This window comes from Bacteroides sp. LFL-34, assembly GCF_027257075.1.
GTDB classification, from domain to species: Bacteria; Bacteroidota; Bacteroidia; order Bacteroidales; family Bacteroidaceae; genus Bacteroides; species Bacteroides ovatus.
Genome location: NZ_JAPQKZ010000017.1, coordinates 1 through 14,888 on the forward strand (window position 1 = coordinate 1; position 14,888 = coordinate 14,888).

The following is a 14,888-nucleotide window of genomic DNA, read 5'->3' on the forward strand; positions in this document are numbered from 1 at the left end:
GGCTTCGAGGTGGTATTTCGTTGGCTCTGTCCCATAGAAAAACAAAGCGTAACGAACGCTGTATCAGCTAATTCGCTACGTTTTACCCAAATTTACTTTTTCGCTATGTGTTTATTTTAGTTCTTTCACATCATTACCGGCTGCAGGCAAAGTTACATTCAACACAATATCATTGAAATCGTAATCTCCTGCTTTCGGATAGTTATCTTCGAAAGCATAAGAATAAACTGCATATCGAATTTCTACATCATCCGGTTTTTCATCAGAGTTATACCCTTCTTTAACACAGTCACCGTCAGCAGGAAGTATAAATTCTGCTTTGCCCGGATTACAATAGGTAGCACCTTGCTGTAATCCCTTATTTACTAGCCATGCAAAAGGAGACCAGTTATAATGTGCTTCGCCTTTATATGTTTGATCTGTTATTTCACAAATGATATTATTACTTACTTTAGAAGCAGATTGAGCCAGACCGGAAGTATTATCTATTTCGTGAATTCTTAATAAGGCAGTTCCTTGTGTCGGACCGGTAACTGTTCTGAATAAATTAGCTTTGCCCGTACAAGTCAACATGGATTGTGCTTCCATCACGATATTATTATCATTTCCATTACCCGTCAATTCTTTGCAAATAGCTTCGGAAGTATTTCCCATAACAAGCGTACCAAATTGTAATTTTCCAGCTTTCAGATAACAACCGTTTTTAATATTAGTATTATTGTTGCCATCTATATTTTCGACTTCAATGGTTCCATGATTTATCAATGTCGTACCATTTGTAGAAGCATTATAAGAATTCAGTTTAAGTGTTCCATAATTCACAAAATCAACTCCGTTTCCACTTCCATCAATTTTCAAAAAGTCACAATCAATCGTACCCGCATTATAGTTTGTACGCCCAGCCGAACTATTTGTTATCTGAATACCTCTGTCACCAACAATACTTCCTCCCTGCATCACAGTTATATAAGAAGCCCGCGTTAATATCAGACTCCCATTTTTAGCAATCTCTATCTTTCCACCATTCTCAACGATAATTTCTGTAATATCAGAAAATTGATTACTATTCTCTATAACCCATGTGCTTCCTTGAGGAACGATTACTTTCACAGCACTTATTTCTCCATCTCTATTTCCAGTTGCACTAAATCCAGCTTTAAAAGTTCCTTCCTGAATCTTAAACCAACGCTCACTTTCTGTAAAAACAGGAAATTGACCATAACTTCCACCCCAGCCAGACTTTGCAGAAAGATCCCAATTAGCCTGAATGACAGTAGAAATTGCCTTTTTAGCACTAATAAAATCGGCTGTATAAGGAGCTTCCATGACTGGTATACTAGTCGTCACAGCTCGTGATATAGAACGTGTTGGCGTACCTTTGTCTCCAAAGTGCGCTGTCACTGTACCATTTTCAATCGCTGTCGGTTGGACCAGATAACGTTTGTGTTCATCTATACGCGCAACAAACACTTTATCAAGAGATGTTGCGCAATCCATCACCACATCCAAAGTCATACTTTGAGTGACAGTTCCTTCCGCTAAGAGTTTTGCTGTACTTTCCGGGCTTAATGGATCGGCATCAAATATCTGTATCTTATAATCTACTCCTTGATCCCCATTGATTGACACATGTGCCGTTACACTTCGTGACATTGTCCAATCACCATCAGAGTCGATGTTTTTTACAGGAAAAGTTTCTTCGTAAATTTGTTTCAGTTGATCTGCATTAAACAGATTTTTCTCATTATCAACGCAACTAATAAAACTGATAGAAGATACTAACAACGAAAAAGTGAAGATTTTTACAATGCTTTGTTTCATAATCTTTAAATACTTAAGTTTGCTTTATTTGCACAAAAAATAAAAATCATTACGAATCAACAATCAGCAATGAATGTACAAAGATAGTTGTATTTACAAATAAGAAACGGATAAAGTTGTATTTTTCGACCTACGGTTAACATCTTTTAAAAGATAAGGCTTTAATTACTCCCAATAAAAAACGACCTATTACATTATTGAATATTAAAAGCTTAGAAGTACAAATATGCAATATGCAATCAAAAAAAAGAGTTGCAGATTCTATGCAACTCTCAATTAAACGACAAAGATCCAGTGTTACAAAGCACTACAACTACAAAATACCGAGCTCTTTCATCTCCTTATTAAAAGGATAAAAATTAAAAACTAAAAGGGGAAAATCAATGGTAATACAAAAATCATCACGATTCCCATAATAATCTGCAACGGCAATCCTACTTTTACATAATCCATAAAAGTATATTGACCGGCAGGCATCACCAGGGCGTTAGGCGGTGTAGAGAATGGAGAAGCGAAACACATACTTGCACCTACCGTCACAGCAAACAAGAAGGGAACCGGACTTACTCCGATCTGTATGGCACTTTGCAGAGCAATCGGTGCGAGTAAGACAGCCGTAGCTGTATTGCTGATAAACATCGTCATCAACGAAGTCGTAAAGTAAATACCTGCCATCAACGCAACAGGTCCGTATGATCCCAAGCCGTTAACCAGCGTATTGGAAATGTATTCCGAAGCTCCCGTTTTCTCCAATGCCAGAGACATAGGAAGCATAGCTGCAATCAATACAATACTCTCCCAGTTAATCGTTTTATAAGCCGCTTCTACATTGCGGAAACATCCCGTGAGCACCATCAATATACCCGCTATCATAACAGCTGTAACCGGAGCAACCGGAATGAAGTCAAAAACCATCATTGCCACCATTAACACCATAATAGCAGCTGCCACCGGAGCTTTATAGTCTAACGTAACTTTAGCCGCTTCCGCCAAAGGTTGTCCCAAAACAACCCAATCAGAATCCTCTTTGCTAAGACGGGCTATATTATTCCATGTTCCTTGCACCAAAAGCACGTCACCACTATGAATACGCTCATTTCCCAAATCCTGCAACAAGTATTCCTTTTTACGACGGATTCCTAATACGTTCACATTAAACTTATCACGAAAACCGGCTTCCTTAATTGTTTGATTTATCAAATTAGAAGCTGGCATCAACACTATTTCAGCAATACCGATGTCATAAAAATCCAGAGAGTTAGTTGCGCTTTGAGTTTCTTCCGTTGCATGGTCACCTAAAATCTCTAGCAGGAAATCTTCTGCAAAAAGCTGTACCTTATCAAATTCTCCTGTCACATACAAAATATCCTCGGCTTGCAACATCGTGTCCGGTGCAGCAAACTTCTGGGTAATCGTTTTCAGAAAACGATGTTGCGATGCATCACCACGACGCACTTCCATGATATTCAAACCATATTTGCGACGAATATCCAAGTCAATAATCGTCTTGCCCAAAAGCCGGGAATCTTTTATTACCTGCAAACGAAACAGATTGCTGGAAAGCCCATATTCATTTACCAACTGTTTCAGTGACTTACCCGAACGTTTATTATCATCTTTCTGGCCTTTTTTAGAAAGAAACCATTTGCTAAGTGGTATCAATACCAGCGTACCGACAATCACACAGACAATGCCGACAGGCAGGAAAGAGAAGAAGGAAAGCGGTTCAAGTCCGGCAGAAGTCAACGTATTTTGTATCACAAGGTTCGGCGGAGTACCGATTAAAGTCATCATACCTCCCATACTACTTGCAAAAGCCAACGGCATCAACAGCCTGCTCGGATTCATACCGGCACTCATTGCCAGACTGACAACAATAGGAAGCATCAGTGCCACCGTTCCTGTGTTACTGACAAACGCACCAATGGCCGAAGTCACCAACATCACCAACAGAAATAACCGGATCTCACTGGTTCCCGCAAGTTTAAGAATACGGGAACTAATCATCTTTGCCAATCCCGTTTGAAAGATAGCCCCTCCCACTACAAACAATCCGATCATCATAATGACTACCGAATTGGAAAAACCGGAAAGTGCTTCATCAGGAGTTAATATCTGAAAAATAAGTAAGGCTATCAGTGCACACAGTGCCACAATATCCGAACGAACCTTGCCGTTCACGAAAAAGACAGCCGAAAGAACGAGAATAATAATGGTTATTAGCATACGTAATTAAATGATTGTTTTATTTTGACTCTATCAAAACTTATTTAGGTGAACAAAAATAGAAAATACTCCAGCGTTATTAAAACAAACTAGAAATGATTTTAGTTCATGAGACATCATTTAATATTTTAATACATTTTCTTTCTGAAAAAAGACTCGAAATCAAGCAAAATATGATACCATACAAGAACTACAAGACACCATACCTCCACTATTTCTTCATCGCATATAATTACAGTCTCACAATATAATGTTGAAAGACAATATATTTATGTATTATTTTTTGAAAGTTAAAGAACAATTCATATCTTTACACCTCATTTATATCAAACATTTTATGGCAAACAATTATTTGTTAAATTATTGGATTAACGAAGTTCATTGGGGTTATAATTATTTACTAGTAGTTATTTTGCTCCTTGTCATCAGCATCTTACTATATAGAATCCGAAAATTGCAAAAAACGATTAAAAAGACCAATCATTCCTACCGTTTCTCCTTTGATATTCTCGATAACCTTCCTTTCCCCATCTTTGTAAAAGATATTACAAACGATTTCCGATACTATTACTGAAATAAAGAATCAGCCGCTCAATCCGGCATTAGCAGTGAAGAGGCCATCGGACATACTGATTATGAAATTTACGGAGAAGAAAGAGGTGAAAAATACCGGCATATCGACAAAGAACTCATACAAGCAGGCAAAGTATATCGCAAAGAAGAGAAATACACCACTCCCGATGGAATCACCCATGATACTATTGCCGTTAAATCTATTATTTCATGGGAAGGAGAAAAGAAATGGCTGTTGGCAACCCGGTGGGATATCACACAACTCAAGAATTATGAAAGAGAATTAGTTGCCGCCAAGGAAGAACTGGAAAAAGCATTGAAGAAGCAAAAACTAGCTCTAAAAAGTATCGACTTCGGCCTTATCTATATTGATAAAAATTACCGGGTACAATGGGAGGAAACAAGACAAATAGCCAGCCTGGTAAAAGGCAGACGATACATACCGGGAAAAATTTGCTATCAGACCAGTGCACTTCGTAATGAACCGTGTGGACAATGTGCTTTCAAGAAAGCTATCGAACAGGGCAAAATTATCCGGCATACCATCAGAGTAGACGATGTAGATTTTGAAGTGACCGCAACACCTGTATTCGGCGATGAAAAGGAAATTGAAATTATTGGAGGATTACTTCGTTTTGAAAACATCACTGAAAAATTAAAGATGGACAAAATGCTGCAGGAAGCAAAGGAAAAAGCCGAAGAATCCAATCGGCTCAAATCTGCCTTTCTCGCTAATATGAGCCATGAAATACGAACCCCGCTAAATGCGATTGTAGGATTCTCCGAAATGGTTTGCCAAACGGAGGAAGAGGAAGAGAGAAAAGAATTTGTAAAAATCATCTCCAGCAACAATATCTTATTATTGCAACTAATAGACGACATCCTCGATCTTTCTAAAATTGAAGCCGGTACTATGGAATTCACATTTGCACAGACTGATATCAACGAATTGATGGAAGGTATTTGCAGACAAATGCAAGAAAAGAATTCTTCCCCAAACATTCAAATCTTATTCACAGAGAAAGCAGATCAATGCATGATGTATACCGACCGCATACGTCTATCACAGGTTATCATCAACTTTACAAATAATGCTTTGAAATTCACCCCTAAAGGTTCTATCGAAATGGGATACCGGATTGAAGAAGCCAAAGATGAAATATACTTTTATGTAAAAGATACAGGTATCGGAATTCCTGCTGACAAGATAGATAAAGTGTTTGAACGCTTCGTCAAACTGAACTCCTTTATTAAAGGGACAGGACTCGGACTAGCCATCTGCCGTGTCATAGTAGAAAGACTGGGCGGGGTTATCGGAGTGGAATCTAAAGAAGGAGAAGGCTCTCGCTTCTGGTTCAGAATTCCAAGGTCAGAGAAAATTGAGAAATAATAAAAAGAAAAGAGGATATTGTGAAAAGTATGTTCCAATATCCTCTTTATCCTATATTTTTAATGTAAGAGTATACTTAAAGTGCAGTCTCTAATATCCTGCGGGCAACAGCACCCGTTACATTTCCATTCTCTCCATATTTAGCACCACGTTCATTGAATCGGCGTTCGATTTCCAGAATAGTATCCTGTCCGATGTTCTCTTCATGCAAACGTGTAGTCAGCCCAAGCGAACGAAAGAACTCTTCGGTATGACAAATCGCTTCATCAATCCGTTCTTCTCGCGTACCGGAAGTAATTCCCCAGACTCTTTCACCATACTGCAAAAGTTTATCTCCTTTTTCTTCATGAAGCACCTGTAAAGTGGCAGGAAGAACAATGGCTAACGTATGACCATGTGTCAATCCGTGCAAAGCAGTAATTTCATGACCAATCATGTGAGTTGCCCAGTCTTGCGACACTCCCATAGCAATAAATCCATTCAATGCCATTGTAGCCGAAAGCATAAAATCAGCCATCAGTTGATAATCATGCTGGTTTTCACGGATTTTCGGAGCTATTTCTACCAAAGTTTGTAAAATGCCTTCCGCCCAACGATCCATAATGCGGCTCTGCCCGGGAGTAGTCATATATTGCTCCATCACATGAACAAAGGTATCAGCCAAACCACAGGCCACCTGATGAGGAGGCAAGGTAAAAGTTACTTCCGGGTCAAGAATAGAGAAGATTGGATAGTTAGCATAAAAAGGATATTTCTCTTTTGTTTCACGACGGGAAATAACTGCCCCGTTATTCATCTCCGAACCGGTAGCGGGCAAAGTCAATACAGTGGCAAGAGGTACAGTATGAGTGACTGGACGTCCGGCAAGTACTAAATCCCAGGCATCACCATCATACAGGATTCCTGCGGAAATCAATTTCGTACCGTCAATAACGGAACCACCACCAACAGCCAGCAGATAATCTACTTTCTCTTCTTTTCCCAAAGCAATAGCTTTACGGAGAGTTTCAATGGCAGGATTGGGTTCGATTCCCCAGAATTCTACTGTAAAATGATTCTTCAATGCTTCCTTTACCTGATCGTACACTCCGTTTTTCTTCACGCTTCCACCGCCAAAAGTAATCATAATACGCTTGTCGGACGGTATTTCTTTAGCCAACCGAGCAATCATCCCTTTTCCCATTATCAGTTTCACGGGATTTTGAAAAATAAAATTTTCCATATCTTAGTCTATTGTTATTATTTTGGTTATTAGTCACTATCCTTGCAAAGATATATGATTTATCCGAACCCTGTCAGAATCAAGCGAAGAATTGTTGTGCCACGGAAGGAACCATAGCCGACAACCAGGGTTTCATATCCTCTGCTACCAATAACCAATACAATAATAATATAATGAAAATGGCAATAGCGATACCTACTAAAACTTTTCTCTGTTTCATAATTGTTTTTGTTTAAATATTCAATATTTATAAGAACAGTTCAGGTTGAAAATTGTTCTATATCAGAAAAATGAAGGCAAAAGAGAAAAAAAGTCATTTTTTGTTTGCTGTTTCAAACAAAGTGTCTATATTTGCCCTCATAAAATTACAAAAGACAATGAGAACAATGTTAGTAAATACATATTGGTGGTGGCACCCGTTACAACTCCGACAGTCGTAAGGGAGCAGTGCTCGTATGTATATACCTCATTAAAGATATAACAGATTTGAAAGAGCCCTGTCGCAACTTGCGGCAGGGCTCTTTTTATTTGCCCATTTTCGAACAGATTTAGATAATAACATAAAAAATAGATAGGATTATGAAAAGTTTTTTAGTTGACCAGGATGGCTATTACGGAGAATTCGGTGGTGCTTATGTACCGGAAATCCTCCACAAATGTGTTGAGGAACTGACGAACAAGTACCTCGAAGTGATTGAAAGCGAAGAATTTAAAAAGGAATTTGAGCAGTTATTACGCGACTACGTAGGACGTCCTTCCCCACTCTATCTGGCAAAACGCCTTTCCGAAAAGTATGGTTGCAAGTTGTATCTGAAACGGGAAGACCTGAATCATACCGGTGCACACAAAATCAACAACACCATCGGACAAATCTTGCTGGCACGCCGCATGGGAAAGAAACGCATCATCGCCGAAACCGGAGCCGGACAACATGGAGTAGCAACAGCTACCGTATGTGCGTTGATGGATATGGAATGTATCGTTTATATGGGAAAGACGGATGTAGAACGCCAACATATCAATGTGGAGAAAATGAAAATGCTGGGAGCTACCGTTATTCCCGTTACTTCCGGAAACATGACCTTGAAAGACGCAACCAACGAAGCGATCCGCGACTGGTGTTGCCATCCTGCCGACACTTATTATATTATCGGCTCTACCGTAGGCCCTCATCCTTATCCTGATATGGTGGCACGCCTGCAATCTGTTATCAGCGAAGAAATAAAAAAACAACTGCAAGAAAAAGAAGGACGTGACTATCCGGATTATCTGATAGCCTGCGTTGGAGGAGGAAGTAATGCTGCCGGAACGATTTATCATTATATCAATGATGAACGGGTAGGCATCATTCTGGCGGAAGCCGGAGGTAAAGGAATAGAAACCGGAATGACCGCCGCCACCATCCAACTCGGTAAAATGGGAATTATCCACGGAGCGCGTACTTACGTCATCCAAAACGAAGACGGACAGATTGAAGAGCCTTACTCGATTTCCGCCGGACTGGATTATCCGGGCATTGGTCCGATACACGCCAATCTTGCCGCACAAAGACGTGCCAACGTTTTGGCAATCAATGACGACGAAGCAATAGAAGCCGCTTACGAACTGACTAAACTCGAAGGTATTATCCCTGCACTGGAATCCGCCCATGCATTAGGAGCTTTGAGAAAATTGAAGTTCAAACCGGAAGATATCGTTGTATTGACTGTTTCAGGACGAGGAGACAAAGATATTGAAACCTATTTATCGTTTAATGAACAGCAATAAGTAATTAGTAAACCATCATTCGTAATCAATAATCAAGCAATTATAGAAATGAAAACATTTAATTATACAACTCATAGCAAACAAGTGCTCGGAGATATGCATACTCCTGTCAGCATTTACCTGAAAGTGCGCGACATGTATCCGCAATCTGCATTAATGGAAAGTTCCGACTATCATGCCGGAGAAAATTCCTTGTCATTTATAGCCCTCTGTCCCCTGGCAAGTATCGGTATAAACGGCGGCATTGTCACTTCCAACTATCCCGATAACAGCCGCACGGAAGAACCCCTGACAAAAACCTTCCATGTAGAAAAGGCCATGAACCGGTTTATCAATCAATTCCAGGTGACCGGGGATAATAAGAATGTATGTGGACTTTACGGATACACGACGTTCAACGCTGTGAAATACTTCGAGCACATCCCGGTGAAAGAAAGTCACGATGAGCAAAATGACGCTCCGGATTTGCTATACATATTATATAAGTATGTCATTGTTTTCAATCATTTCAAAAATGAATTGACACTCGTTGAAATGTTGTCCGAAGGAGAAGAAAGCGGCTTACCGGAACTGGAAGCAGCCATCGAAAACCGGAATTATGCTTCTTACAACTTCTCTGTAACAGGTCCCGTTACCAGCACTATCACCGACGAGGAGCATAAAGCCAATGTCCGCAAAGGAATCGCGCACTGTATGCGTGGAGATGTTTTCCAAATCGTACTTTCCAGAAGATTTATCCAACCTTATGCCGGAGATGATTTCAAAGTGTACCGCGCACTCCGCAGCATCAATCCTTCTCCTTATCTTTTCTACTTCGATTTCGGAGGATACCGCATCTTCGGTTCTTCACCGGAAACACATTGCAAAATCGAAGATGGTCGTGCTTACATCGATCCGATTGCCGGAACTACCCGCCGTACCGGAGATGTAGTAAAAGACCGGGAACTGACAGAAGCTTTATTGGCTGACCCTAAAGAAAATGCAGAGCATGTCATGCTGGTTGATCTTGCCAGAAACGACCTTTCCCGTAATTGTCATGATGTACGCGTACTATTCTATAAGGAACCACAATATTATAGTCATGTCATTCACCTGGTAAGCCGTGTCAGCGGTATGTTGAATGAGGGCGCAGATAAAATAAAAACGTTTATTGATACGTTTCCTGCCGGCACATTAAGCGGTGCTCCCAAAGTACGCGCTATGCAGTTAATCAGCGAAATCGAACCACATAATCGTGGAGCCTATGGTGGCTGTATCGGTTTTATCGGATTGAACGGCGAATTAAATCAGGCTATCACTATCCGTACTTTTGTAAGCCGCAACAATGAACTCTGGTTCCAAGCCGGAGGAGGTATTGTAGCACGCAGTCAGGATGAATATGAACTGCAAGAGGTGAACAACAAACTGGGAGCACTGAAAAAGGCGATTGATTTAGCTATCAAATTAAAAAATTGAAAGCAGAGATAGTATTTGAACAACCATTTTACAATGACAATAAAAATGAAAATATTACTTTTAGATAACTACGACTCTTTCACTTATAACCTACTGCACGCAGTGAAAGAATTAGGGGCTACAGATGTAGAAGTAGTCCGCAACGACCAGATAGAGCTTGATGAAGTAGACCGATTTGATAAAATCATCCTGTCTCCCGGACCGGGCATACCCGAAGAGGCCGGACTGCTATTACCTATTATTAAAAGATATGCTCCGACCAAAAGCATTCTGGGTGTCTGCCTCGGTCATCAAGCCATCGGCGAAGCTTTCGGAGCACGTCTGGAAAATCTCAAAGAAGTATATCATGGGGTACAGACTCCGATTACCATCCTTCACCAGGATTTGCTTTTTGAAGGGTTGGGAAAAGAAATCCCTGTTGGAAGATACCATTCCTGGGTAGTCAGCCGGGAAGGTTTTCCCGATTGCCTGGAAATAACGGCAGAAAGTCAGGAAGGACAAATCATGGCAATCCGCCATAAGACCTACAATGTACATGGTATTCAGTTCCATCCCGAATCAGTATTAACTCCGCAAGGAAAAGAAATTATTAAAAACTTCTTAAACGATTAAACTTATGAAACAGATTCTATACAAACTTTTCGAACATCAATATTTGGGACGCGATGAGGCTCGCACCATTTTACAGAACATCGCACAAGGAAAATATAATGATGTACAGGTAGCCTCTTTAATTACCGTCTTTCTGATGCGTAATATCTCTGTGGAAGAATTATGCGGTTTCCGCGATGCATTGCTTGAAATGCGTATTCCGGTTGATTTAAGTGAATTTGCTCCGATAGATATCGTAGGAACCGGAGGTGATGGAAAAAATACATTTAATATTTCTACAGCTTCCTGTTTTACTGTTGCCGGAGCCGGTTTCCCGGTTGTGAAACATGGTAATTACGGAGCAACATCAGTCAGCGGTGCCAGTAATGTAATGGAGCAACACGGTGTAAAGTTCACCAGTGACGTCGATCAACTGCGCCGTAGCATGGAGAAATGTAATCTTGCCTATCTGCATGCTCCTTTATTCAATCCGGCATTAAAGGCAGTTGCTCCGGTTCGTAAAGGATTGGCAGTGCGCACTTTCTTTAATATGCTCGGTCCGTTGGTTAATCCGGTATTACCGGCCTATCAGCTTTTAGGAGTTTACAACCTCCCGTTACTTCGCCTCTATACCTATACTTATCAGGAAAGCAAGACGAAATTTGCCGTTGTTCATAGTCTCGACGGATATGACGAAATCTCTCTGACAAATGAGTTTAAAGTGGCGACCAGCGATCATGAAAAGATTTACGCTCCCGAGAGTCTCGGATTCTCCCGCTATAAGGAAACTGACCTGGATGGTGGACAAACACCGGAAGATGCAGCTAAGATTTTCGACCAGATCATGAATAACACGGCTACGGAAGCTCAAAAAAATGTAGTGGTAGTCAATTCAGCTTTCGCCATCCATGTGATTTGTCCGGAGAAGACTATTGAAGAATGTATTGCTCTCTCCAAAGAGTCATTGGAAAGTGGACGCGCATTAGCTACCCTAAAAAAATTCATTGAATTGAACAGTTAATGTTTTATTTTTGCAAATCCATCATTTACAATTAATAATCCCACATCAATGAAAGATATATTATCAGAGATTATAGCAAACAAACGATTTGAAGTTGACCTGCAAAAGCAGGCTATCTCCATCGAGCAATTACAGGAAGGTATCAGCGAAGTTCCGACCTCTCGTTCTATGAAGCAGGCATTAGCCTCGTCTGCATCGGGTATTATCGCTGAATTCAAGCGTCGGTCTCCATCCAAAGGATGGATAAAGGAAGAAGCATGCCCGGAAGAAATTGTTCCCTCCTATGCAGTAGCAGGAGCCTCTGCCCTTTCCATCCTCACCGACGAGAAATTTTTCGGAGGAAGCCTGAAGGACATCCGCACTGCACGCCCTTTGGTAGAGATCCCCATTCTTAGGAAGGACTTCATCATTGACGAATACCAGCTTTATCAAGCCAAAATTGTCGGTGCCGATGCCGTACTTCTTATCGCAGCCGCATTAGAACCGGAGAAATGTAATGAACTTGCAGAAAAAGCTCATGAACTAGGTCTGGAAGTTCTTCTGGAGATTCATAGCTCCGAGGAATTAATATACATCGACAAGAAAATAGATATGGTAGGAATCAACAATCGTAATCTGGGTACTTTCTTCACTGATGTAGAAAACTCTTTCCGCTTGGCCGGACAGCTTCCCCAAGATGCTGTATTGGTATCCGAAAGCGGCATCTCCGATCCGGAAATAGTAAACCGACTTCGGGCAGCCGGATTCCGTGGATTCCTGATCGGTGAAACATTTATGAAAACACAGCAACCGGGAGAAACTTTACAGAATTTCCTGCAAGCAATCCAATAAACTAATTATTCAAAACGGACAGCCCTATGATTAACGGAAAAATTATCAAAGTATGCGGTATGCGTGAAGCTGAAAACATACAGGACGTAGAGTCTATCGAAGGCATAGATATGCTGGGATTCATCTTCTATCCTAAATCTCCCCGATATGTCTACGAGCTTCCGGCTTACTTGCCCATTCATGCCCGGCGTGTCGGAGTTTTCGTCAACGAAGACAAGCAGACAATCAGCATGTATGCTGATCGTTTCGGACTGAATTATGTACAGCTCCACGGAAATGAATCGCCGGAATACTGCCGGTCCTTACATTCCACTGGATTGAAAATCATCAAGGCCTTTTCAGTAGACCGTCCCAAAGATTTGAGAAAGGTATATGACTACGAAAAAGTCTGTGATCTTTTTCTGTTCGATACCAAATGCGAACAGTATGGTGGTTCGGGAAATCAATTCGACTGGAGTATTCTGGATATGTACAATGGACATGTACCCTTCCTATTGAGCGGAGGCATTAACTCATACAGTGCCAATGCCCTGAAAGAGTTTAAACATCCCCGGCTTGCCGGATACGATCTCAACAGCCGTTTTGAATTGAAACCGGGAGAAAAGGATCCGGAGCGTATCCGGACATTTTTAAACGAATTAAAATCATAATCTAAAAATTCCAACGTCATGAATAGAATTAATCAACTTTTCAATAGCAACAAGAAAGACATACTTTCTATTTATTTTTGTGCCGGTACTCCTACTTTGGATGGTACCGCTGATGTAATCCGCACGCTCGAAAAGCACGGAGTGAGTATGATTGAAGTCGGCATTCCTTTCAGTGATCCGATGGCAGATGGCATTGTTATTCAGAATGCCGCTACGCAGGCATTGCGCAATGGTATGTCTCTAAAACTTCTTTTTGAACAATTACGGGATATTCGCAAGGACGTAAAAATCCCACTTGTGCTTATGGGATATTTAAACCCAATCATGCAATTCGGATTTGAGAATTTCTGCCGTAAATGTGTGGAATGTGGTATCGACGGCGTCATTATCCCTGATCTCCCTTTCCGTGATTACCAAGAACATTATCGTATCATTGCCGAACGCTATAACATCAGAGTGATTATGCTCATCACACCGGAAACCAGCGAAGAACGGGTACGCGAGATAGATACACATACCGACGGATTTATTTATATGGTTTCATCAGCAGCAACCACCGGAGCGCAACAAGATTTCAACGAACAAAAACGGGCTTACTTCAAAAAGATTGAAGGTATGCATCTGAACAATCCGTTGATGGTGGGATTTGGTATCTCCAATAAAGCAACATTCCAAGCAGCTTGCGAACACGCTTCCGGAGCTATCATCGGCAGTAAGTTCGTCACTCTGCTCGAAGAAGAAAAAGACCCGGAAAAGGCGATTACCAGACTGAAAGAAGCCCTGAAGTAAGAGCCTCGGATGAAAATTTCCGCAGGCCGCAGGGCTATTTCCGCAAACCGTGGGGCTATTTCTGCAAGCCGTGGGGAGGCCGTACTTCACCCGTGGGACGAGCAGAGACAAGCCGTGAGCTGAACAAAAACAAGACGTGGACTGAACAGGATCGAGGCGTGGGCTGACAATCTCGTTGCCCCTGTCATTCACCGAATCCGAAGTCCGAACAACAACAGCAGCAGTCTTCCTTTCCTCGCCAATATTGCTGCTGTTGTTTACAACAGTAGTAATATTTCTCTTCTACTCTCTTGGGTTTCATTCGGTTTTTGCCCTTTATCCATCGGCGTTTCAGAGTTTTTTTCCACTGCACTTTTTTCCACTGGTTTTTGCATACTATTAACCACTGATTTGCTGTAGTCATTCTTTGCACACAGATACAGCAACAACACATAAATCCCTACAAGTTGCACTCCCCCTGTCTGATACATCATGACGCTCAAATTGTCGCCTGCCCAAAAACAGATTTCTAACGGAAAATACCGGTCATTTTTCATTTTCTCTTTCGTTTTT

General features: G+C 41.1%; 12 protein-coding genes and 1 pseudogene. 8 read left to right on the forward strand and 5 right to left on the reverse strand.

Annotated elements, in window-relative coordinates; genetic code table 11:
• Nucleotides 1-111: 111 nt before the first annotated feature.
• The gene (locus N5O98_RS12050; RefSeq protein WP_269495706.1) at nt 112-1,821 is read right to left on the reverse strand and encodes an LruC domain-containing protein; all 1,710 of its coding nucleotides are present in this window, start codon (nt 1,819-1,821) and stop codon (nt 112-114) included.
• Between the two features lie 366 nt (nt 1,822-2,187).
• The gene (locus N5O98_RS12055; protein WP_022199032.1) at nt 2,188-4,047 is read right to left on the reverse strand and encodes an SLC13 family permease; all 1,860 of its coding nucleotides are present in this window, start codon (nt 4,045-4,047) and stop codon (nt 2,188-2,190) included.
• 337 nt (nt 4,048-4,384) lie between these two features.
• On the opposite strand from N5O98_RS12055, the pseudogene N5O98_RS12060 reads away from it, so the two are divergent.
• Nucleotides 4,385-6,010: pseudogene (locus N5O98_RS12060) on the forward strand (PAS domain-containing sensor histidine kinase).
• A 76-nt stretch (nt 6,011-6,086) separates the two neighbouring features.
• On the opposite strand, the gene N5O98_RS12065 reads toward N5O98_RS12060, so the two are convergent.
• Nucleotides 6,087-7,232, reverse strand: coding sequence for an iron-containing alcohol dehydrogenase (locus N5O98_RS12065; RefSeq protein ID WP_004300100.1), 1,146 nt, complete (start codon nt 7,230-7,232; stop codon nt 6,087-6,089).
• 79 nt (nt 7,233-7,311) lie between these two features.
• The gene (locus N5O98_RS12070; protein WP_004300101.1) at nt 7,312-7,452 is read right to left on the reverse strand and encodes a hypothetical protein; all 141 of its coding nucleotides are present in this window, start codon (nt 7,450-7,452) and stop codon (nt 7,312-7,314) included.
• A 359-nt stretch (nt 7,453-7,811) separates the two neighbouring features.
• Here N5O98_RS12070 and trpB point away from each other — a divergent pair, with 359 nt between their 5' ends.
• The 7 genes from trpB to trpA are packed head-to-tail and all read left to right on the forward strand — an operon-like array spanning nt 7,812 to nt 14,336.
• Complete coding sequence (gene trpB, locus N5O98_RS12075) at nt 7,812-8,999, forward strand: tryptophan synthase subunit beta (RefSeq protein ID WP_004303719.1); 1,188 nt, start codon at nt 7,812-7,814, stop codon at nt 8,997-8,999.
• Between the two features lie 48 nt (nt 9,000-9,047).
• Nucleotides 9,048-10,454 (forward strand): anthranilate synthase component I family protein, encoded by a 1,407-nt coding sequence (locus N5O98_RS12080; protein ID WP_022199035.1) that lies wholly within the window; start codon nt 9,048-9,050, stop codon nt 10,452-10,454.
• A 45-nt stretch (nt 10,455-10,499) separates the two neighbouring features.
• Nucleotides 10,500-11,066 carry an anthranilate synthase component II gene (locus N5O98_RS12085; protein ID WP_008651733.1) on the forward strand — a complete coding sequence of 189 codons (567 nt, stop codon included), beginning with the start codon at nt 10,500-10,502 and terminating at the stop codon, nt 11,064-11,066.
• Between the two features lie 4 nt (nt 11,067-11,070).
• Entirely contained in the window at nt 11,071-12,066 is a 996-nt protein-coding gene (gene trpD / locus N5O98_RS12090; RefSeq protein ID WP_004303721.1) for an anthranilate phosphoribosyltransferase, read from the forward strand.
• 48 nt (nt 12,067-12,114) lie between these two features.
• Nucleotides 12,115-12,897 (forward strand): indole-3-glycerol phosphate synthase TrpC, encoded by a 783-nt coding sequence (gene trpC / locus N5O98_RS12095; RefSeq protein WP_004311855.1) that lies wholly within the window; start codon nt 12,115-12,117, stop codon nt 12,895-12,897.
• A gap of 26 nt (nt 12,898-12,923) precedes the next feature.
• Nucleotides 12,924-13,547, forward strand: coding sequence for a phosphoribosylanthranilate isomerase (locus N5O98_RS12100; protein ID WP_004300108.1), 624 nt, complete (start codon nt 12,924-12,926; stop codon nt 13,545-13,547).
• 18 nt (nt 13,548-13,565) lie between these two features.
• Nucleotides 13,566-14,336, forward strand: a complete 771-nt coding sequence (trpA, locus tag N5O98_RS12105) for a tryptophan synthase subunit alpha (RefSeq protein WP_004303723.1) — start codon at nt 13,566-13,568, stop codon at nt 14,334-14,336.
• 257 nt (nt 14,337-14,593) lie between these two features.
• Here trpA and N5O98_RS12110 read toward each other — a convergent pair whose 3' ends face one another.
• Entirely contained in the window at nt 14,594-14,872 is a 279-nt protein-coding gene (locus tag N5O98_RS12110; RefSeq protein ID WP_022199036.1) for a hypothetical protein, read from the reverse strand.
• Nucleotides 14,873-14,888: the final 16 nt, after the last annotated feature.

Coding starts and splice junctions, on each gene's coding strand:
- N5O98_RS12055 (WP_022199032.1), bottom strand. CDS start 4,047: ATGCTAATAACCATTATTATTCTCGTTCTTTCGGCTGTCTTTTTCGTG.
- N5O98_RS12085 (WP_008651733.1), top strand. CDS start 10,500: ATGAAAATATTACTTTTAGATAACTACGACTCTTTCACTTATAACCTA.
- N5O98_RS12070 (WP_004300101.1), bottom strand. CDS start 7,452: ATGAAACAGAGAAAAGTTTTAGTAGGTATCGCTATTGCCATTTTCATT.
- trpA (WP_004303723.1), top strand. CDS start 13,566: ATGAATAGAATTAATCAACTTTTCAATAGCAACAAGAAAGACATACTT.
- N5O98_RS12050 (WP_269495706.1), bottom strand. CDS start 1,821: ATGAAACAAAGCATTGTAAAAATCTTCACTTTTTCGTTGTTAGTATCT.
- N5O98_RS12110 (WP_022199036.1), bottom strand. CDS start 14,872: ATGAAAAATGACCGGTATTTTCCGTTAGAAATCTGTTTTTGGGCAGGC.
- N5O98_RS12065 (WP_004300100.1), bottom strand. CDS start 7,232: ATGGAAAATTTTATTTTTCAAAATCCCGTGAAACTGATAATGGGAAAA.
- trpC (WP_004311855.1), top strand. CDS start 12,115: ATGAAAGATATATTATCAGAGATTATAGCAAACAAACGATTTGAAGTT.
- trpD (WP_004303721.1), top strand. CDS start 11,071: ATGAAACAGATTCTATACAAACTTTTCGAACATCAATATTTGGGACGC.
- trpB (WP_004303719.1), top strand. CDS start 7,812: ATGAAAAGTTTTTTAGTTGACCAGGATGGCTATTACGGAGAATTCGGT.
- N5O98_RS12080 (WP_022199035.1), top strand. CDS start 9,048: ATGAAAACATTTAATTATACAACTCATAGCAAACAAGTGCTCGGAGAT.
- N5O98_RS12100 (WP_004300108.1), top strand. CDS start 12,924: ATGATTAACGGAAAAATTATCAAAGTATGCGGTATGCGTGAAGCTGAA.